The following is a 20,549-nucleotide window of genomic DNA, read 5'->3' on the forward strand; positions in this document are numbered from 1 at the left end:
TCACCAGCGCCACCCATCCCAAACCCCGGTTTTTCAAAAAGGAATTAAACACAACCAATTGTAGCATCGAGTTGGTGTTGAGAATAGTCAACGGAGGACAATCGGGTGAGATTTGCCGTCTTCCGCCGGACCCTTGTTTCAGTCCGTTGCAGGGCAGGGCCGGGGGCATTCCATCGGCGCTTTATCCATGCCCAAAACCTGCTAGAAGCCGCTTAAACCTTTGATCTGGATCCGAGCCGCCCCAATGTCTGACGATAAAACGCAGAAGACCGACCGCTACCGCGATACCGTGTTCCTGCCGAAGACTTCCTTCGCCATGAAGGCGGGCCTGCCGCAGCGGGAGCCTGAGCTCCTGAAGCGCTGGGAGGGGCTCGACCTCTACAACACGCTCCGCAAGCAGTCGGCGGGCCGCCCCAAATATGTGCTCCATGATGGCCCCCCTTATGCAAACGGCCATCTCCACATCGGCCACGCCCTCAACAAGATCCTGAAGGACATCGTCACCCGCTCGCGGCAGATGCAGGGCTATGACTCGAACTATGTTCCCGGCTGGGACTGCCATGGCCTGCCGATCGAGTGGAAGATCGAGGAGCAGTACCGCGAGAAGGGCAAGAACAAGGACGAAGTCCCCATCAACGACTTCCGCAAGGAATGCCGTGCCTTCGCCGCGCACTGGATCGGCGTGCAGCGCGAGGAATTCAAGCGCTTAGGGGTCACCGGCGACTGGGACAACCCCTACCTCACCATGGATTTCCGCGCCGAAGCGCTGATCGCCAACGAACTCCTGAAATTTGCGGCCTCAGGACAGCTCTACCGCGGTTCGAAGCCCGTCATGTGGTCGGTGGTCGAAAGGACCGCCCTGGCCGAGGCCGAGGTCGAGTATCAGGACTACCAGTCGGATACGATCTGGGTGAAGTTCCCGGTGCGCGATGGCTCCACGAGCCTGCTCAACGCCAGCGTCGTGATCTGGACCACCACGCCCTGGACCATCCCCGGCAACCGCGCCATCAGCTTCTCCTCCAAGATCGCCTACGGCCTCTATGAGGTGACTGCGGCGCCCGATGGCAACTGGGCCAAGGCGGGCGACAAGCTCATCCTCGCTGATCGCCTTGCCGAAGAGGTGATGAAGGCCGCCAAGGTCGAGGGTTTCGAGCGTCTGTCGGATGTGAGCCCCGCAGGCCTCGTCTGCGGCCATCCGCTGGCGCATCTGGGCTACTCCTTCGACGTGCCGCTGCTCGATGGCGACCATGTGACGGACGACACCGGCACGGGCTTCGTCCACACCGCACCCGGCCATGGTGCGGATGACTACAACATCTGGACGGCGAGCGAGGCCTATCTGAAGGACAGGGACATCTCGACCACCATCCCCTTCACGGTGGATGCCGATGGCTTCTACACCAAGGATGCGCCGAACTTTGCGGGCAAGCGCGTCATCACGGACAAGGGTGAGAAGGGTGATGCGAACGACGCGGTCATCCGGGCGCTGACGGAAGCGGGCGCCCTCGTCTCCCGCGGCCGCTTGAAGCACCAGTATCCGCATTCCTGGCGTTCCAAGAAGCCGATCATCTTCCGCAACACCCCGCAGTGGTTCATCTCCATGTCGAGCCATGGTCTGCGTGACATTGCCTTGAAGGCCATCGACGAGACGAAGTTCTTCCCCGCGGGCGGCCAGAATCGCCTGCGCGCCATGATCGAGCAGCGGCCGGACTGGGTCATCTCACGCCAGCGCGCCTGGGGCGTTCCCATCGCCGTCTTCGTCAACCGCGAGACGGGTGAAGTCCTCAATGACCCGGAGGTCAATGCCCGCATCGTCGATGCCTTCACGGCGGAGGGGGCCGACGCCTGGTTCGCGGAAGGTGCCGCACAGCGCTTTCTCGGCTCCAGCTACAGCGTCCTCGCGTGGGAGCAGGTGCGTGACATTCTGGACGTCTGGTTTGATTCCGGCTCCACCCACGCCTTCTGCCTGGAGCAGCGGCCTGACCTGAAATGGCCAGCCGACATCTATCTCGAAGGGTCTGACCAGCATCGCGGCTGGTTCCATTCCTCGCTGCTGGAAGCTTGCGGCACCAGGGGCCGGGCTCCCTATGACGCGGTGCTGACCCATGGCTTCGTCGTCGCCGAGGACGGCCGCAAGATGTCGAAGTCGCTTGGCAACATCGTCACGCCTCAGGAGGTCATCAAGCAGTCTGGCGCTGATATCCTGCGCCTCTGGGTGGCCTCGGCGGACTATGCCGAAGACCTGCGCCTGGGGCCTGAAATCCTCAAGACCAACATTGAGGCCTACCGCAAGCTCCGCAACACCATGCGCTACATCCTCGGCGCGGTGGATGGCCTGCAGGACTGGGAGTTCGTGCAGGCCAAGGACATGCCGGAGTTGGACCGCTACATCCTCCACCGCCTGCATGAGCTCGAGGTTCAGGTCCGCCAGGCCTATGAAGTCTTTGACTACAAGCGGCTCTTCGCGCTGCTGACCAATTTCATGACAGTCGATCTTTCTGCCTTCTATTTCGACATCCGCAAGGACTCGCTCTATTGCGATGCCTGGTCGAGTGACCGCCGCCGCTCCTGCCGCACCGTGCTGGACCAGCTCTTCCACTGCCTCACCACCTGGTGGGCCCCGGTCCTTGCCTTCACCATGGATGAAGTCTGGCTCTCCCGCTTCTCCGGCGAAGGCTCCTCCGTCCACCTCATGCAGTTCGTCCGCTGCCCGGATGAGTGGTCAGCGCCGGAACTTGCGGCCAAGTGGGATAAGGTCCGCGACGTCCGCTCCGTCATCACCGGCGCCCTCGAGATCGAGCGCCAGGTCAAGAAGACCATCGGTTCGGCCCTTGAAGCCGCGCCCGGCGTCTACGTCTCCGATCCGGATCTGCTCGCAGCACTGGATGGCGTCGACCTCGCCGAAATCTCCATCACCTCGGGCGCCACCCTGCTTGAGGGCGAGGGTCCGGCGGATGCCTTCCGGCTCGATGCGGTGAAGGGCGTTGCAGTCGTTTTCAGGCCCGCCGAGGGCAAGAAGTGCGCCCGCTCCTGGAAGATCACCCCGGATGTGGGGGCGGACCCCGAGTTCCCCGACATCACCCCGCGTGATGCGGAGGCGGTGCGGGAGTGGCAGGTGCGTTTCGGCAAGACGGTCTAGCCATGCGGCTGACGCTCTGGAGCCCGCTGGCCCCCCTCGTCCTCGGTGTGGCGGCCCTCGTCTTCGGCATCGACCAGTTGCATAAATACTGGATGCTGAATGTCTACGGCATCAACGAAAAAGCATCCGTTAGCATCACTTTTTTCTTCGATTTGGTGATGGTCTGGAACAAGGGTGTCTCCTACGGCCTGTTCACCACCCACACCCAGGAATGGCTGATTGCACTCAGCCTCGTGATCACCGGCGTGCTCTGGATCTGGGCTTGCGGTTCGCAGCGTGCCTTCACGGCTGCGGCCATTGCGCTTGTCATTGGCGGCGCGCTTGCGAATGCCTTCGACCGCGCCCTTCGGGGTGCCGTCGCGGACTTCTTTCACTTTCATTATCAAGGATTTAGCTGGTATGTCTTCAACCTGGCGGATGTTGCCATCGTTGCCGGGGTGGTGCTTCTGATGTATGAATCCTTGTTCATGGAACAAGCTTCCGGCCGCCGTGGAAAAGCCTGATTCCGGCGGCACTACGTGTGGTTACGAAGGCAAGATGGGTGTTTGGATGAAGCCTGCCGTTTCAGCGGTCCTCCTCGGTATCTCGGCTCTGGCGCTCGCTGGTTGCGGCAGCACCATGCGCGACTACCTCGAGAAGGATACGCCGGCACAAAGCACGGCCATGCGCACGGACCTCACCATGCCGCCCGACCTTCGCCTTCCGCAGCCCGGCACAACTGCGCCGGCGCCCGATCCAGGCGCAGCGCTGAGCAACGAAGCAGCCCTCACGGTGCCTCCGCGCGTGGCCACTGCGCCTTCGACTGCCGCACCCGCTGCACCGCCGCCTGCGGCCGGTGCAACGCCCGCGGACAGTGTCTATACCCAGGCTGGGATTTCCCTCACCAAACCGGACGGCACGCGGAAATCCGACGCCGAACTCCGTGAGGAACTCCAAGCCTATTACCTGGCACAGAAGAAGGCGAAGAACCCGAAATACGGCACCGTCTTCAACATCGGCAACATCTTCAAGGACGAATAACGGGCACTGAGCCCGTGCCGCCCACCAATCCCGCGCGAGGACTCCTCATGACCTTTCTCAAGAGAGTGCTGCCTGTTGTCCTGACATTGCTCGTTGCCGCAGGGCCCGCGCGCGCCCTTGATATCGACCTGTCCACCTTCACCCTGGACAATGGCATGCAGGTGGTGGTGATCCCCGACCGCCGTGCGCCGGTCGTAACCCACATGGTGTGGTACAAAGTCGGCGCCGCGGATGAGCCAGAGGGCAAGGCCGGCATCGCGCATTTTCTGGAACACCTGATGTTCAAGGGTACGCCGCGCTATCCTGACGGCGCCTTCAGCCGGATCATCAGGGCCAATGGCGGTAATGAGAACGCCTTCACCTCACAAGATTACACGGCCTATTTCCAGCGGGTCATGAAGGACCGGCTGGGCCTCGTGATGGAACTCGAGGCTGACCGCATGCACAACCTGGTGCTGACCGACGAGAACGTGCTGCCGGAGCGCGCCGTCGTCCAGGAGGAGCGGCGCGAGCGCATCGAGAACGAGCCTGGCGGACTGCTGGCGGAGCAGCTTGATGCCGCGCTGTTCCTGACCCATCCCTACGGCAAGCCCATCATTGGCTGGATGAGCGAAGTGGCCGAACTGACCCGCGAGGACGCACTCGACTTCTATGCCCGGCACTATGAGCCAGCCAACGCCATCCTGATCGTGGCGGGCGATGTGACGCCCGAGGAGGTGCGGACGCTCGCCGAACGCCACTACGGCCCGCTTGAGAACCGGCGGCCGGTGGCGGAACGCCGCCGTGCTGTCGAGCCCACGCCAAATGCCGAGCGCCGCGTCCTGATGCGGGATGCGCGGGCGAGTTCGCCAAGCTGGCAGCGCCAGTATCTGGCGCCTGCTGCCCGCCACCTGCCGCAGCGCGAGGAACTGGCCATGTCTCTGCTCGCCGATATCCTCGGCGGCGGAAACCAGAGCCGCCTTTATCAGAAGCTCACCGTCGAGAAAAAGATCGCCGCCTATGCCGGCGCGTGGTTCAACGCCGACATGCTGGATTATGGCACCATCGGCGTTTACGCCGCGCCCAATGGCGGCGTTGCGGTGGAGGAAGTTGAGAAGGGCGTTGATGCGGTGCTCGCCGAACTCGTGGCGAACGGCGTGACGCAAGAAGAACTCGACCGCAGCCGCAACAGCCTTATCGCTGGCGCAACCTATCTTCTCGATTCTCAGGAGTCGCTCGCACGTATCTTCGGCGTTGCCCTGACGACGGGCCAGACCATCGAGGACGTGATGAATTGGGAGCGCGACATTGCGCAGGTCACCCTCGATGATGTGAACAAGGCCGCCCGCACGGCCTTCGATGCGCGGGCCTCGGTCACCGGCATCCTGCAGCCAGAAGCCGCGATCCAGTAGGCGGGAAGGGAGCATCAAGATGCATTTCGTCCGCACCGTCGTTCTTGCCACCGGCCTCATCTGGGCCTTCGCCGCCGCAGCGCAGGCCTTCACCATTCAGGAGGTGAAGAGCCCCGGCGGGATCACCGCCTGGCTCGTCGAGGAAAAGGCCGTTCCGCTGATGGCCATGAATTTCTCCTTCCGGAGCGGCACTGCCCACGACCCCGAAGGCAAGGAAGGTGCGGCAGGATTTCTCACCGGCATGATGGATGAGGGCGCGGGAGACATGCTCTCCCAGGAATTCCAGAGGAAGCGGGAGGAATTGTCCTTCCAGATGTCCTTCTCCGCCGAGGCCGATTTCTTTGAAGGCAGTTTCCAGACGCTGACGCGAAACCGCAAGGAATCTGTCGATCTCCTGCGCCTCGCCATTACCTCGCCGCGCTTCGATGCCGCGCCGCTGGAACGTGTGCGCCAGCAATTCGTTCTGAGCGTGAAGCAGCAGGAACAGGACCCTCAGAGCATTGCCTGGCGCGCCTGGATGCAGTCGGCCATGCCGGATGATCCCTATGCACGGCCAGGCGACGGCACCGAGGCCAGCATGGGCGCCATGACCGCAGATGACCTGCGTGCTGCGCATCGCCGCATTTTCAACCGCGATACGCTGCAGGTGGCAGTGGTTGGAGACATCAGCGCCGCCGAACTCGGGCCCCTTCTCGACCAGATCTTCGGGGACCTTCCCGCTTCTGCACCGCGTGAGGAACTTCCACCGGCCCGGATCTCGGCAGGTCCCAAGCAGCAGGTCATTGACCGTGACATGCCGCAGAGCGTCATCGTCTTCGGGCATGAAGGCATTTTGCGTGATGATCCGGATTTCATACCCGCCTTCGTCATGTCGGAGATCCTGGGAGGCGGGGGCTTGACCTCCCGCCTTGCGAGCGAGGTCCGGGAAAAGCGTGGCCTGACCTATGGCGTAGGCTTTGGTCTCTCGCCCATGGAGCGGGCGGGCCTCTATGCCGGCATGCTGCAGACACGCAACGAATCAGCCAAGGAAGCCTTGGCGGTGATTCGCGAGGTGCTGGCGAAAATGGCGGCTGAAGGACCCACCGAGGCCGAACTCGCTGAGGCCAAGACATATCTCACGGGTTCTTATGCGCTGCGCTTCTCCAGCAATGCGGCGATTGCCCGCCAGTTGCTGGGCCTGCAACAGCAGGATCTCGGCATCGACTATGTCGACCGCCGCAATGCCCTGGTGGAAGCCGTGACGCTGGACCAGGTGAAGGCCCAGGCGAAGCGCCTTCTCCATCCGGACCGCTTCATCGTTACCATCGTGGGCCGCCCGGAAGGGGTGGAATGAAGCGGAGTGCTGCACGCCGGTCGCTGGGGCGCTAGACTGTCCTAATGCGAATCCGCAAGCTCTCCGAAGGAACAGTGAACCGCATCGCGGCGGGCGAGGTGATCGAACGCCCGGCGAGCGTTGTGAAGGAACTCGTCGAGAATGCCATCGATGCCGGCGCCACCCAGATCGACGTCGCCTTCAGGGGCGGTGGCAAGAGCCTGATCCGCGTTACGGATGACGGCTCCGGCATGGGGCCTGATGACCTGGCTCTCGCGGTTGAGCGCCACGCCACCTCGAAGCTTGCCGAAGATGACCTGATCGACATCCGGTACCTCGGGTTCCGCGGTGAAGCGCTGCCATCGATTGGGTCTGTCAGCCGGTTAGCGATCACCTCGCGGCCGCGCGGCGGCGGCGAGGCGCATGTGATCGCGGTTGAGGGTGGACAACTGATGGTGTTGCGTCCCGCAGCCCTCGCCCAGGGCACGGAGATTGACGTCAAGGATCTGTTCTTCGCTACCCCCGCACGCCTCAAATTCCTCAAGGCAGACCGCACCGAAACGGCAGAAGCGGCAGAAGTCGTCCGCCGCATGGCGCTGTCCCACCCGGATACCGGCTTCTCCTTCGTGACGGAGGAACGCCGTCTGGTCGATGTCCCGAAGGGCGATACGGAGGAGGCGCGCATCCTCCGCATCATGGGGGCGGAATTCATGGAAAACGCCGTACCCTTCGACCTGGAGCGGGAGGGCGTGCGGGTCAGGGGCCGTGCCGGCCTTCCCACCTGGTCGCGCAACAACGGCGCCCAGCAATACATGTTCGTCAACGGCCGCAGCGTGCGCGACAAGCTGATCTCTGGCGCGATCCGCGGCGCCTATGCCGATCTCATGCCGGGCGGCCGCTATCCCGCTCTCGTCCTGTTCCTCGACTGCCCGCCCGGGCGGGTGGACGTGAACGTCCATCCCGCCAAGGCCGAGGTGCGCTTCCGGGATGGTGGCCTGGTACGCGGATTGATCGTTGCTGCAATCCGGGATGGGCTGGGCGGTAAGCGCGCGCCGGATACAGGCCTTTCGCGCCAGACCGTGTCGAGCTTCAGGCCCGTCATGCCGCGGGGCTTCGGTCACCGCGGCTTCGACGAGCAGGACGTGCAAACGGCGCTCGCCATGGACATGCCACCCGCTGCAATGCCCGCGGTGGTGGAGGTTTCCCAGCCGAGCTATCCTCTGGGCCAGGCCCGCGCGCAGATCCACGACAACTACATCCTGGCGCAGACGGCGGACGGCTTCGTCCTCGTCGACCAGCACGCGGCCCATGAACGCCTCGTCTACGAGCGCCTGAAACGGGAGCGCAGCCAGCGGGGCATTGAAACCCAGCCACTGCTCGTCCCGGAGGTCGTCGACCTCGATCCCGTGGGCGTTGAACGATTGGCTGCTGCGTCCGATCTTCTATCGAAGGGTGGCCTCGTCCTCGAGCCCTTTGGAGAGGGCGCCGTCATCATCCGCGAAGTGCCCGCGGCCATCGGCAAGGCTGACATTCCGGGAATCGTCCGTGACGTGGCCGATGAACTTAGCGAACTCGGCGTTTCGACCAGCATCGAGGACCACATCAACCACGTGCTCGCCACCATGGCCTGTCATCACTCGGTCCGCTCAGGGCGAAGGCTCCGGCCTGAGGAAATGAACGCGCTCCTCCGCGAGATGGAGGCAACGCCCAACTCCGGCCAATGCAACCACGGCCGGCCAACCTTCATCGAGTTGAAACTCGCCGACATCGAAAAGCTGTTTGGCAGGCGTTAGGCAGTCTGCGCCAACCCATTGCCTCACTGGCGCGCGTTCCGACCAGGTGGAATCACCTGGTCGAAAAGAACTCGCGCAAGATCAATTGCTTGAGCATGATCTTATCGCAAAAGTGGTTTCCACTTTTGCGGATCATGCTCTAACTGGCGTCGCTCACCCGGTATTGCGCCGACTCGAGCCATGCAGGATTGATTTCGACGCCCCAGCCCGGCTGGTCGCTCACCGTCGCCTTGCCGTCCTCGATGCGGTAGGGATCGCCGAGGAACAGGCCATACTGCCAGGGGTAGTAGTCCTCTTCCTCGATCGAGAATTCGAGATACTTGCCGGCGTTCGGAATGGCCTTCAGCAGGTGCATGGTGCACATGGTGACGAGGGAGAGGTTCGCCGCGTGCGGCGTCACCGGCAATCCCGCCGCTTCCGCCATCTTGCACATCCGCAGTGTGCGCAGCATGCCGCCGAGATACATGATGTCGGGTTGCACGATGTCCACCGCGCGCATGCCGATCATGGTTTCCCATGCCGTGAATTCGCAGTCCTGCTCGCCGCCCGTCACATCGATCGACAGCGCATCGGCCACCTGTTTCGTTTGGGCAAATTCCCAATAGGGGCAGGGTTCCTCGAAATGGCCGATGCCCTCAGCCTCCAGCAGGCGGCCCACCTCGATGGCGCGCTTGGGCGAATAGCAGGAATTGGCATCGACGAGTTTGGCAACGCCGTCGCCCAACGCGCGCGAGACGGTGGGCACGATCTCTTCCGTGCGGCCCGGCCACTCGTCCTGGTCACGCCCGCATTCGCGGCCGACGCGCCACTTGAAGGCGTCGAAACCCTTCTCGTCACGCAAGCGGCAGAGGCGCGCCGCCTCGTCCTTCGGTGTGATGTCGCGCTTCATCGAGGAGGCATAGGCGCGGAGCTTGCCGGGTGTTCCGCCGAACAATGCCGTTACCGGCTTGCCCTCGATCTTGCCGCGCAGGTCCAGCAGCGCCGTGTCGAGGCCCGTCATGGCGCGGCGGAGATAGGAGCCCGGATATTTGTGCTCACGCTCGTTGATGATCTCCAGCGTGTCAGCGAAGTCCAACGCATTGGTGCCCAATGCGTGGCGCGCCACCTGCCGGTGGAAGATTTCGCAGGTGATGTCTGCGTTATACGTCGAGACCTGGCCCCAGCCCTGTTCGCCCGTGTCGGCGGTGACCCGCACGAAGCCTACGAATTCATTGCAGAAGGTTTCAAGCTTTGCGATCTTCATGTCGTTTCCTGCCGGTAGAAGCGGATTGTCGTGTCGCCATAGTCGCGCTCGTCGATGAGAGCAAGGCCAGCAACGGGGGAAACCTCGGCCTTCTGCGTCTCTTCCAGCACCACGATGGCGCCGGGGTTCAGCCATTGTCCGGCTACCAATGATAGAAGGGCTTTTTCGCCCAGCCCCTTGCCATAGGGCGGATCGGCGAAGACGAGGTCGAAGCCCGGCTGCGGCGCGCAGGGCCCGAGGTTGGTGGCATCGCGCCGCCAGATCTTGGCGAGGCCGATGACGCCCAGGGCGTCTGCGTTCTTGCGGATGAGGCCGCGAGCATCTGCGCTGTCGTCAACGAACTGGCAGAAGCGCGCCCCGCGCGACACGGCCTCGAGGCCCATGGCGCCGGTGCCGGCGAAAAGATCAAGCACCCGCGCGCCATCGAGTTCCAGACCGTCGATGCCGTGAGCCAGGATGTTGAACACCGATTCCCGCACCCGGTCGCTGGTCGGCCGCGTGGCCGAGCCCTGCGGCGGGGCGATGCTATGGCCTTTGTGCTTTCCGCCGACGATGCGCATCATCTTCCTTCTTGAAGAACTTCTCGCCGATGCTGGACTTCATCGCCCGCGTCGGCACCTCCTCGATGCCGCCGCGCGGCAGTTCGGCTAGCTGGAACGGACCGAAGCCCGTGCGGATCAGCCGGTTCACCTGCAGCCCCAGATGCTCGCAGATGCGCTTTACTTCCCGGTTCTTGCCTTCGCGAATGGCGATGGTGAGCCAGCTGTTGTCGCCCTGCACGCGTTCGATCTTGGCCTCCACCGGCCCGTAGCGCACGCCGTCGATCTCCACACCTTTCTCGAGCTTCGCGAGGGCGGCCTCCTCGACATGGCCGAAGGCCCTGACCCGGTAGCGCCTGATCCATCCTGTCGCGGGAAGTTCGAGGAAGCGGGCGAGCTCGCCGTCATTGGTGAGGAGCAGCAGGCCCTCCGTGTTGATGTCGAGCCGCCCGATCGAAAGCACGCGTGGCAGCTGCTCACGCAGCTTCTGGAAAACGGTCGGACGGCCCTCTGGATCACGGTTGGAAACCACGAGGCCCGCCGGCTTGTGATACCGCCAAAGCCGCGTCTCCTCCTTCTGGGGGAGTGGCAGGTTGTCGACCAGCACGACATCCTTCGCCGTTACATTGGTGGCGGCTGTGGTCAGAACCTTGCCGTTCAGCTTGACGCGGCCCTCGCCGACCAGCCGCTCTGCGTCGCGCCGGGAGCAAAGGCCTGCCCGGGCGATCACCTTGGCGATGCGCTCACCTTCGAATTCGCTCATCTTGACCCGGCACCCATGATCGCCTCATGTGGCACGATGCGACTGAAACTGCCAGAGCCAATGCGCGCCGCCTTCGCGGAGGCCGAAGCCGCCGCCGGACGGGGCGAGGTGCCTGTTGGTGCGGTCGTGGCTGATGCCTCCGGAAACGTCATCGCCAGGGCTGGAAACCGCACACTGGAACTGAAAGATCCCACCGCCCATGCCGAGATGCTGGTGATCCGCGAGGCAGCGAGAATTCTCGGGAACGAACGGCTCACCGGCTGCGATCTGCATGTGACGCTGGAGCCCTGCGCCATGTGCGCGGGCGCCATCTCCCTCGCCCGCATCCGCCGCCTTTACTTTGCGGCTGGTGACCAGAAGATGGGGGCCGTCGAGCATGGGGCCCGCTTCTTCGCGCTGGACACCTGCCATCACGCGCCGGACGTCTACAGCGGGCTGGGCGAGGAGCAGGCCAAGGAGCTGTTGAGAGACTTCTTCCGGAACCGCCGCTAAGCTAGCGCATTTATTCGTTTTTCAAGCTCCCGCTTCAGCTGGTCCTTAGCCGTTCCGGCCTGTTCCAGCACCTCCCGGACACGGAAGAAATCACCGCCCCAGAAGGCATCGATGTCCGGGCGGATGTAAATGTCCGGCGGGCTGATGGTGCGGCGGAGCCCCGCCACCTGATGAAACAGGATGAGGAGGGAGCCGACCGCGAGGTCGATGTTGGAGCGGTTGGCGCCATTCGCCGCGCGCGGGCGGCCCGTCACGTCCACCGCCACCACGATGTCCATTCCTTCCCGCACATGGTCGAAGGGTACAGGATTGGTGATGCAGCCATCGACATAGGCATGCCCGTCGAACTGCGGGCCGAGGATCACGCCTGGAATGGCGATTGAAGCGCCGACCGCCTTCACCAGCGGACCCGCTTCAATGACGCGTTCCTCCATGCCGTCGAAGTCCGTGGCAATCACCTTGAATGGGATCGGCAACTCCTCGATCAGCTTCGGCAGGGTTTCCGGCAACGCGATGCCCACAAGCGTTTCGCCATCGACATGCATTGAGGCGATGCCCTTCAGCGCAAGGAGGTCGAAGGGACTGACGCGCTTCTCGCCGAAGGCATAGCGCATTGCGCCGATGCGGTTGGCCAGCAGCATTTCCGCCCGGGCGCGGATCTCTGCGGCACTCATGCCGCCGGCATAGGCTGCCCCCACGATGGCGCCGATGGAACAACCGGCGATCACCTTGGGCTTTATTCCCAGTTCGTCGAAGACCTCGAGCATCGGAATATGCGCCAGCCCCCGCGCGCTGCCGCCGCCCAAGGCAAGCCCGATCGATGGTCCGCTCATGCGCCAGCCTCCCTTGCGAAACGCCATGCCGTAGCCGCGAGTGGCCGAACCTGCTGCGCCATCACAGCGGCCTCCGCATTGGCAGCTGTCCCATCGCGCACACGGCCCAGGATGCCCTGCAGGATGGCCGCCAGCCGGAAGAAGTTATAGGCCATGTAGACGGGAAGATGCGAGATCCCGTCCCGCCCGGTGCGGCGGCAGTACGCCGCGGCATAGTCGTGGAATGCAGGAAGCCCCGGCTCATGCTCATGCCCCAGAAGTGACCCCACCCCGGCGCCCGTTTCAGAAAGGGGCATGAACCACTGCATGAGGTGATAGGTGAAATCCGCCAGCGGGTCGCCGATGGTTGACAATTCCCAGTCGAGCACCGCGATGATGCGTGGCTCGGTAAGGTGGACGATGCAGTTGTCGAGGCGGAAATCACCGTGAACGATGGCTGCCCCCGAATCCGCCGGGCAGGCGCCGGGGAGCCAGGCGATCAATCGGTCCATTTCGGGGACAACCTCGGTTTCGGACGCCTTGTACTGCTCGCTCCAACGCCGGATCTGGCGCGCCACATAGCCTTGCGGCTTGCCGAAATCGGCAAGGCCCATGGTCATGGGATCAAGGGCATGGAGCCGTGCGATGGTCTCGTTGAGGGAGTTAAACAGGGCCGCGCGCTCCCCGCCTGACAGCCCGGGTGCATAAGGCTGCCAGAAAACGCGGCCATCGGTGAAATCCATCACGTAGAAGGCAGAACCGATGACGCTCTCGTCGCTGCACAGATGCAGCGGCCTTGCGACGGGGAAGCCGGTTTCCGCCAGCGCCGCCGTGACGCGGTATTCGCGTTCGATCGCATGTGCCGAGGGCAAGAGCTTCCCGAAGGGCTTGCGGCGCAGAACGAAAGAGCCGCCTGGCGTCGTGAGCTTGTAGGTCGGGTTCGACTGCCCGCCCTTGAAGCGCGCCAGCGACAATGGCCCCGCGAAACCTTCGATGTTGCGCGCAAGATGGGCTTCGAGAGTGGCCGTATCGATGTCGGCCGCCGTGGTGCCGGAGAAGGCCTGCTGCCGGTCAATGGGCATGGGCGTTGAGGAAGGGCAGCAGCGCTGCACGCGTCTCTTCGGGGTTTTCCTCGGCAACGAAATGGCCGGAGTCGATGCCATGGCCCTCGAGATGGCTGCACCATTCCCGCCAGGTGTCGAGCGGGCGGGGAATGTTGCTGGGGATTCCGGTGTTGCCCCAGACGGCAAGCGTAGGGCAGATGATTTTGCGTCCCTGGGCCCGGTCGGCCTCATCCGCCGCCAGGTCGCAGGTCGCACCGGCACGATAATCGTTGCAGGTGGCGTGGATGTGCTCGGGCGTTGCGTAATGCGTGCGGTATTCGGCCAGCGCCTCCTCGCTGAAGGCGGAGAGGTTCTTGGACTTGGTCCAGCTTGCGATCGTGAAGTCGAGATAGCCAACCGGATTTTGCTCGATCAGCATCTCGGGCAGCGGATGCGGCTGGGCAAGAAAGAGCCAGTGATAGGTCTTCATCGCCAACGTTACGGTGAAATTGTGCCACATCGCATAGGTCGGCACGATGTCGAGAACGCCGAGGCAGGACACCGTCTGCGGATGGTCCAGCGCCATGCGATAGCCCACGCGCGCGCCGCGGTCATGGCCGACCACCGCGAAGCGCTCATGGCCGAGGGCGCGCATCAGCGCGAGGAGGTCATTGGCCATGGTCCGTTTCGAATAGGCCTCGTTTCCTGCATCATTGGCGGGGCAGGAAGAGTAGCCGTAGCCGCGCAGGTCCGGCATCACGCAGGTGAAATGGCGCATCAGCCAAGGCGCCAAGCGGTGCCACATCGCATGGGTCTGCGGAAAGCCATGGACGAGAAGCAGGGGCGGGCCCGAGCCCCCGATACGCGCGAAGATCTCCACCCCGGCGACCGTCTGCCGGTGTTCGCGGGTGCCGGGGAACAGCGTTGGCATGGGGGCTTCTCTCAGTACGCCCAGTCGATCACCACCAGACCTTCGAGCCCGCCGTCGAGCGCGTCAACCACCATCTTTCCCACCACCTGATGGTCGGGGTGGGGCAGGTAGGCGTCTCGCGCCGCGGCATCGGTGAAATCCACCGTGAAGCCGTGGGTGAAGCCCTTCTGCAGCCCCTCGGGCGAACAGTCCGTGCCGCAGGTGACGGCGAGGATTCCAGGTATCTTTTGCTTCAGGCCTTCAATGGCGGCGAAAATGGCAGCCACATCCGCATCCTTGCGGAAACGGCACAACACAACATGACGGATCATTGTCCAGACTCCCTTGCAATGGCGCGCCAGCCGATGTCCCGGCGGCAGAAACCTTCCGGCCAGTCGATGCGGTCCACCGCGGCATAGGCCCGGGCCTGGGCCTCGCGCACGTTCCGCCCGCGCGCGGTGACGTTCAGCACCCGCCCGCCACTGGCCACGATCACACTGTTCCGCGCCGCCGTTCCGGCATGGAAGATTTCCACACCCTCCATGGCGGAGGCGCCCTCGAGGCCGCGGATCTCGCTGCCTTTCTCGACGTCACCCGGATAGCCGCTTGCGCACATCACGACGGTGAGCGCCACATCATCGAACCAGCGGGCCGACACCTTGTCCAGCGTTCCGTCGCAGCAGGCGAGCATGAGGGTTACGAGATCATCCTTCAGGCGCATCATCAGCACCTGGCATTCCGGGTCGCCGAAGCGGCAGTTGTATTCGATGAGCTTCGGGCCGTCCTTCGTCAGGATCAGCCCGGCATAGAGCACGCCCACGTAAGGGTGCCCCATGTCCTGCAGCGCGCGGATCGTGGGCTTCACGATCTTCTCCAGCGCCTCATCGCACAGGGCAGGGGTCATGCAGGGGGCGGGCGAATAGGCGCCCATGCCGCCGGTGTTGGGGCCGGTGTCGCCGTCGCCCACGCGCTTGTGGTCCTGCGCGGTGGCAAGCGGCAGGGCGTTTCGCCCATCGGTCAGCACGAAGAAGCTCGCCTCTTCGCCCTCGAGGAATTCCTCGATGACGCATTCGGCCCCGCCGAACTTGCCGGAGAAGATGTCCTCCACCGCCGCGCGGGCGGCAGCAATATCCATGGCCACGGTGACACCCTTGCCCGCCGCAAGCCCATCCGCCTTGATCACGATCGGTGCGCCGTGCTGATCGAGATAGGCGAGCGCGGCCGCCTTGTCCGTGAAGCGGCCATAGGCGGCCGTAGGGATGCCGTGCCTGGCGCAGATGTCCTTGGTGAATCCCTTGGAGCCTTCGAGCTGGGCTGCATACTTCCTGGGCCCGAAGCACTTGATGCCCGCTTTTGCCAAGTCGTCAGCCAGGCCCGCCACGAGCGGCGCCTCCGGTCCGACCACAACGAGGCCGATGGATTCGTCCTGGCAAAAGGCGATCACGGCGGCATGGTCGGTCACCTTCACGTCCACGTTGCGCGCGATCTGGTGCGTGCCCGGGTTGCCGGGGGCGACGAACAATCTTTCGCAGAGCGGGCTGGCAGCGATCGCCCAGGCCAGAGCATGTTCCCGCCCGCCTGATCCGATGAGGAGAATGTTCATGCGTGAACCCCGCAGGCCAATCCTTGCTTTCGCACGCCTTCTCGCATTTGATGCCGCGGAATCAAAGCACGGAATCTCACATGTCCACCATCTGGGACCATGACCCGGAAACGGGCGAAATCATCGAGCAGGGACCTTCCAACGCAGGGGAATACTCCGTCTCGGAGATCTCCAATGCCTTGAAGCGCACGCTGGAGGATCGGTTCGGCCATGTCCGGGTGCGGGGCGAGATCTCGGGCTTTCGCGGCCCCCATGCCTCAGGCCACTGCTATTTCGCCATCAAGGACGAGACAGCGAAGCTCGACGCCGTGATCTGGCGCGGCAGCTTCGGGCGGCTGCGCTCCAAGATGCAGGAGGGGCTCGAGGTCATCGCCACCGGCAAGATCACCTCCTACCCGATGAAGTCCAACTACCAGATCGTCATCGAGAACATCGAACCTGCCGGCGTGGGCGCGCTGATGGCGCTGCTCGAGGAGCGCAAGAAGAAGCTGGCGGCGGAGGGGCTGTTCGACACAGCGCGCAAGAAACCCATCCCCTATCTGCCGAAACTCATCGGTGTGGTCACCTCGCCCACAGGCGCGGTGATCCGTGACATTCTCCATCGCCTCAACGACCGCTTCCCGCGCCACGTGCTGGTCTGGCCGGTGCGCGTGCAGGGCGAGACCTGCGCGGCCGAGGTCGCAGCCGCAATTGCCGGGTTCAACGCCATGGAACGGAAACCCGACGTCATCATCGTGGCCCGCGGCGGCGGCTCCCTCGAAGACCTGTGGGGCTTCAACGAGGAAGCGGTGGTGCGTGCGGTGGCCGCAAGTGTGATCCCCGTGATCTCGGCGGTGGGGCATGAGACGGATACGACGCTGATCGACCACGCAGCCGATCTTCGCGCACCGACGCCCAGCGCGGCGGCGGAAAAGGCCGTGCCCGTGCGGACCGATCTCGTCGCTGAAGTCGCCTCCTATCATGCGCGGCTGCAGGGCGGCCTGAGGCGCTCCATGGATGAACGCAAGACGCGCCTGCGCTCCGCCGCGCGCGCGCTGCCGCGGCCCGATGAGATCCTCGCCCTCGTGCGCCAGCGTTTCGATTCCGCCTCTGGCCGCCTTGCGCAGGCGCTGAAAGCCAATACGCGCGAACATGGCGCGAGGCTGAACCGCATCGCCCCGCGCCTGTCGCTCATGCCGATGCGGACGCTCATCACCAATGAGCGCCGCTCGCTCGATCTCTCAGGCCGGCGCGCGGCGCAAGCGCTCTCCCGCCTGGTCGCATTCCAGCGCCAGCGCTTCGATGGCGTGGCGAAACTGGCGGATTCGCTGTCCTACAAGTCCGTCCTGCGGCGGGGCTTCGCCGTCGTCCGTACGGAGAAGGGCAAGCCTGTGCACCAGGCCTCCGACATTAGGCCAGGCGAGGTGCTGCGCCTGGAATTCGCCGATGGCGAGGTCACTGTCAGGGAGGATAGTCCCAAGCAGAGAAGATTACTTTAGGTAAGCTTCTGCTACGGTTTAGCGGCTCGTAAACCCTTAGGGTTGGCCTGAGAACGATTAATAACTGCACACTCCAATTTTTCAATTGAAAGTTGGGTAGTATTCTGTTTCTTCTCCATAAACTGCTACTTGGGGAAGATTATTCAACCAAATGTTGTTTAAATCAGATCGCCGGTCCCTCCGGCTGGTTTCACACGTGCTGGGCCTCTTCGCGCTACTGGCGCTCATTTCGATCGGTTTGCTTCCCGCCCAGGCAGCGCCTGTGTCGCCCAAGGTGCAGGTACTGGTTCAACCAAACGGTACCAAGTTCGAGGCGCGCCAGTGGGGCGATGAACGGCTGAGCGGCTGGGAAATGACCTCTGGGCATACCATTCTTCGTGACAAGGCCACCGGCAACTGGGTCTACGCAATTCGCGGCATGTCTGGCGCACTCGAGCCGTCCCGGAGCGTCGTCGGCCGGGACCAGCCGCCCGAGGGCGTCATCCCTCACCTGCGGCCACGCAGCGCTGCCGCAAGCGCCGCCAGAGCGGCCGCCGTCCGGCCATTCCCGAGGAGGGGAGACACGCCTTCGCTCGGCACCAACAACCTGCTCGCCGTTCTGGTGAACTATTCCGATACCCAGCCGAGGTATTCGCCCGAGGATTTCAACAAGCTGTTGTTCGGCAGGGGCAACAACAGCATGGCGGAGTACTTCTCGAAGGTATCCTATGGGAAATTCACCGTCAGTGCAGGCCCGGCAGGTGTACGCGGGTGGTACACGATCGACATGACCGCGGCAGAAGTTGCCCAAGATCACAACAAGATGGCGTTTCTGGCCGTTCAGGCAGCCGACCGGGACGGTGTCGATTTCTCGGCATATGACATGGACGGCGACTGCGATGCAGACACGGTGGCCATCATTCATCAGGGAGGCGATCAGCCTTCCTACGCTAGCAATCTCGGAAACTACGGACCGTACTTGACGAGATCGCCGTGCAGAAAAGGCGGCTTTGTGACCGTCCACAACTATATCACCGTGGGAGAGTTGTTCGATTACGGGCCCTACATCGGGCTGCATCACGTCGGCGTGATCATTCACGAGTATGGCCACGTTCTCGGCCTTCCTGATCTCTACGACATCAACTACACATCAAATGGTGTTGGCCAGTGGAGCACCATGTCGCATGGGCTCTATAATTGCAGCTGGGAGAAACAGAACGGGCAGGATGTGTGCGTACATACACCCGTATTGCTGGATGCATTCAGCAGACTGGTCCTTAACTGGTCGACGCCGATCGTGATCGAACGGGGCGCCGCCCCGGTATCCGTAACTCTCCCGCCGACTGATGAATCGCCGAGCGTGGTTCTGTTTGGCAGCGGTGAGCCGTTGAGCGAGTATTTCATTGTCGAGAACCGCCAGAAATCCGGTTTTGATGCAGGGCTTCCGGGATCAGGTTTGCTGGTCTGGCACGTAGATGATGCAGTTGAAGAGAACTGGAACGAGTGCGCTCATGTACTGCCGGGCGACTGTGCGTCTGGCCACCAAAAGGTAACCCTGGTGCAGGCGGATGGCAGGTGGGATCTCCAAAAGAGCTTCGTCGACGGAAACGCTGGAGACGACGGAGATCCCTTCCCAGGTGCCAAGAATATCACAAGCATCGATGATGATACAAAGCCGTTTGTGCGGCTTTACTCCGGCGCGCGATCCGGCATCAGCATTTCCTCGATCACGCAATCCGGAAAGAACATCACCGCGATCATGTCGCATAATCCTCAGTTCAACATTCGTTATTCGACGTCGGGAACGGGGAAAGGCGCCATTGCCGTTACTGGCGGCTCGCCGCCGCAGTGCGTTCGCAACTCGTGCACGGTTGAGTTCAAGCAGGGAGAAAAAGTCACTCTCACCGCTACTCCCGCGCCGGGCTCTGTTTTCAAAGGCTGGACGGGCGCAGGCTGCAGCGGCACGGGCAGCTGCACGGTGACGATGTCATCCGATCAGCAGGTGACCGCAACATTTGAGGAATTAGAACTCTTCACACTCTTCTCGTATGAGTATGGATCTGGCGAGGGCAGGCTTGTCATAACTCCGCAAGGGGCGAGCAGTACGTGTAATGAAAGCAAAATCTGCGACACCCGTTTTGGGGTTGGAACGACTGTCACGCTCACTGCCGAACCAGCCGCGGGTTCGTTATTCGCGGGTTGGACGCAGTATATCTTCAGAGGGGATGAAACGGATGTGGGGTCAGACTGCGGTGAGACGAACACCTGCACGGTGACCATGTCCACCCACATGTATGTCTCCGCGAGATTCGAAAAAGCGAAACCCAAGCTCTTGAGCCTCACCCTCCAGAAGGACGGAACCGGCGGGGGTGCCATCACCCGTGCTCCGCTCGGGTCAGACGAAGGTTGCTCCACCGGCTCCAGCGCTTGCCAGGTTCAATACGAAGAAGGAGCGACCGTTACGCTCACGGCCACGGCCTCTGCAGGTTCCGTCTTCGCGGGTTGGTCGGGCACCGGTGGCTGCTCCGGAACGGGGACCTGCACCTTGACCATGTCCGCAGCGAGGTCAGTGACGGCGACGTTCAATGCCTTGCGCACCTTTGTGCTTACTTACCGAAAGACGGGAACGGGTTCCGGCGCGGTCACCTTCTCGCCCCGGGGCTCGCTGGCGAACTGTACTGCGAACTGCACCAACAGCTTCGCATCCGGCACGGTGGTGACAGTGACGGCGGCGGCGGAGGCGGGTTCGGCATTCGCGGGCTGGTCGGGAATCCGCGGCTGCTCAGGAACCGGACCGTGTACCGTGACGATGACCAGAGCAATGTCATTGAAGGCGAGCTTCAGGAAACTTCCCATCTACGCCCTGAACTATACCAAGGCCGGCAAGGGAGCAGGCACGGTTGCCTTCTCGCCTGCCGGACAGGTCGCGAACTGCGCGGGAAGATGCACGAACCGTTACGTGTCGGGCACGGTCGTTACGCTCACAGCCACGCCCCAGCCCGGATCGGCATTCCTCGGTTGGTCAGGCAACC

General features: G+C 63.1%; 17 protein-coding genes. 9 read left to right on the forward strand and 8 right to left on the reverse strand.

The window, feature by feature from the left end; genetic code table 11:
* Positions 1-244: 244 nt before the first annotated feature.
* From ileS to mutL, 6 genes are read left to right on the forward strand one after another with little or no spacing between them, the layout of a single operon-like run.
* Positions 245-3,139, forward strand: coding sequence for an isoleucine--tRNA ligase (ileS, locus tag ACILRA_RS06585; RefSeq protein WP_395661301.1), 2,895 nt, complete (start codon positions 245-247; stop codon positions 3,137-3,139).
* Between the two features lie 2 nt (positions 3,140-3,141).
* The gene (gene lspA / locus ACILRA_RS06590) at positions 3,142-3,642 is read left to right on the forward strand and encodes a signal peptidase II (RefSeq protein WP_395661302.1); all 501 of its coding nucleotides are present in this window, start codon (positions 3,142-3,144) and stop codon (positions 3,640-3,642) included.
* A 46-nt stretch (positions 3,643-3,688) separates the two neighbouring features.
* Entirely contained in the window at positions 3,689-4,159 is a 471-nt protein-coding gene (locus ACILRA_RS06595) for a hypothetical protein (RefSeq protein WP_395661303.1), read from the forward strand.
* Between the two features lie 47 nt (positions 4,160-4,206).
* A complete protein-coding gene (locus tag ACILRA_RS06600) occupies positions 4,207-5,550 on the forward strand; it encodes a M16 family metallopeptidase (protein ID WP_395661304.1) in 1,344 nt (447 codons plus the stop codon).
* 19 nt (positions 5,551-5,569) lie between these two features.
* Complete coding sequence (locus ACILRA_RS06605; RefSeq protein ID WP_395661305.1) at positions 5,570-6,883, forward strand: M16 family metallopeptidase; 1,314 nt, start codon at positions 5,570-5,572, stop codon at positions 6,881-6,883.
* A gap of 44 nt (positions 6,884-6,927) precedes the next feature.
* Positions 6,928-8,655 carry a DNA mismatch repair endonuclease MutL gene (gene mutL, locus ACILRA_RS06610; protein WP_395661306.1) on the forward strand — a complete coding sequence of 576 codons (1,728 nt, stop codon included), beginning with the start codon at positions 6,928-6,930 and terminating at the stop codon, positions 8,653-8,655.
* 139 nt (positions 8,656-8,794) lie between these two features.
* Here mutL and ACILRA_RS06615 read toward each other — a convergent pair whose 3' ends face one another.
* The 3 genes from ACILRA_RS06615 to ACILRA_RS06625 are packed head-to-tail and all read right to left on the reverse strand — an operon-like array spanning position 8,795 to position 11,200.
* Positions 8,795-9,898: a mandelate racemase/muconate lactonizing enzyme family protein gene (locus tag ACILRA_RS06615; RefSeq protein WP_395661307.1), complete on the reverse strand. Its 1,104-nt coding sequence runs from the start codon at positions 9,896-9,898 to the stop codon at positions 8,795-8,797.
* On the reverse strand, positions 9,895-10,458 hold the full coding sequence (rsmD, locus tag ACILRA_RS06620; RefSeq protein ID WP_395661316.1) for a 16S rRNA (guanine(966)-N(2))-methyltransferase RsmD: 564 nt from the start codon (positions 10,456-10,458) through the stop codon (positions 9,895-9,897). The genes ACILRA_RS06615 and rsmD overlap by 4 nt, the downstream gene beginning before the upstream one ends.
* Positions 10,424-11,200: a pseudouridine synthase gene (locus tag ACILRA_RS06625; protein ID WP_395661308.1), complete on the reverse strand. Its 777-nt coding sequence runs from the start codon at positions 11,198-11,200 to the stop codon at positions 10,424-10,426. The genes rsmD and ACILRA_RS06625 overlap by 35 nt, the downstream gene beginning before the upstream one ends.
* 42 nt (positions 11,201-11,242) lie before the next feature.
* Here ACILRA_RS06625 and ACILRA_RS06630 point away from each other — a divergent pair, with 42 nt between their 5' ends.
* On the forward strand, positions 11,243-11,692 hold the full coding sequence (locus tag ACILRA_RS06630) for a nucleoside deaminase (RefSeq protein ID WP_395661317.1): 450 nt from the start codon (positions 11,243-11,245) through the stop codon (positions 11,690-11,692).
* Here the strand turns inward: ACILRA_RS06630 and ACILRA_RS06635 are convergent.
* The 5 genes from ACILRA_RS06635 to purD are packed head-to-tail and all read right to left on the reverse strand — an operon-like array spanning position 11,689 to position 16,060.
* Positions 11,689-12,525, reverse strand: coding sequence for a patatin-like phospholipase family protein (locus ACILRA_RS06635; protein ID WP_395661309.1), 837 nt, complete (start codon positions 12,523-12,525; stop codon positions 11,689-11,691). The two genes, ACILRA_RS06630 and ACILRA_RS06635, sit on opposite strands and share 4 nt — an antisense overlap.
* Positions 12,522-13,586 carry a phosphotransferase family protein gene (locus tag ACILRA_RS06640; RefSeq protein WP_395661310.1) on the reverse strand — a complete coding sequence of 355 codons (1,065 nt, stop codon included), beginning with the start codon at positions 13,584-13,586 and terminating at the stop codon, positions 12,522-12,524. Before ACILRA_RS06640 ends, ACILRA_RS06635 begins: the two co-directional genes overlap by 4 nt.
* Positions 13,576-14,478: an alpha/beta fold hydrolase gene (locus ACILRA_RS06645; protein WP_395661311.1), complete on the reverse strand. Its 903-nt coding sequence runs from the start codon at positions 14,476-14,478 to the stop codon at positions 13,576-13,578. The genes ACILRA_RS06640 and ACILRA_RS06645 overlap by 11 nt, the downstream gene beginning before the upstream one ends.
* 11 nt (positions 14,479-14,489) lie before the next feature.
* The gene (locus ACILRA_RS06650) at positions 14,490-14,789 is read right to left on the reverse strand and encodes a Dabb family protein (RefSeq protein ID WP_395661312.1); all 300 of its coding nucleotides are present in this window, start codon (positions 14,787-14,789) and stop codon (positions 14,490-14,492) included.
* Complete coding sequence (gene purD, locus ACILRA_RS06655; RefSeq protein WP_395661313.1) at positions 14,786-16,060, reverse strand: phosphoribosylamine--glycine ligase; 1,275 nt, start codon at positions 16,058-16,060, stop codon at positions 14,786-14,788. The genes ACILRA_RS06650 and purD overlap by 4 nt, the downstream gene beginning before the upstream one ends.
* A gap of 80 nt (positions 16,061-16,140) precedes the next feature.
* Here purD and xseA point away from each other — a divergent pair, with 80 nt between their 5' ends.
* Together xseA and ACILRA_RS06665 are read left to right on the forward strand one after the other, a co-directional pair.
* Positions 16,141-17,538, forward strand: coding sequence for an exodeoxyribonuclease VII large subunit (xseA, locus tag ACILRA_RS06660; RefSeq protein ID WP_395661314.1), 1,398 nt, complete (start codon positions 16,141-16,143; stop codon positions 17,536-17,538).
* Between the two features lie 151 nt (positions 17,539-17,689).
* On the forward strand, positions 17,690-20,549 hold a 2,860-nt coding region (locus ACILRA_RS06665; protein WP_395661315.1), incomplete at its 3' end, for a M6 family metalloprotease domain-containing protein.

Origin of the sequence: Aestuariivirga sp., from assembly GCF_044239095.1 — a bacterium.
GTDB lineage: Bacteria > Pseudomonadota > Alphaproteobacteria > Rhizobiales > Aestuariivirgaceae > Aestuariivirga.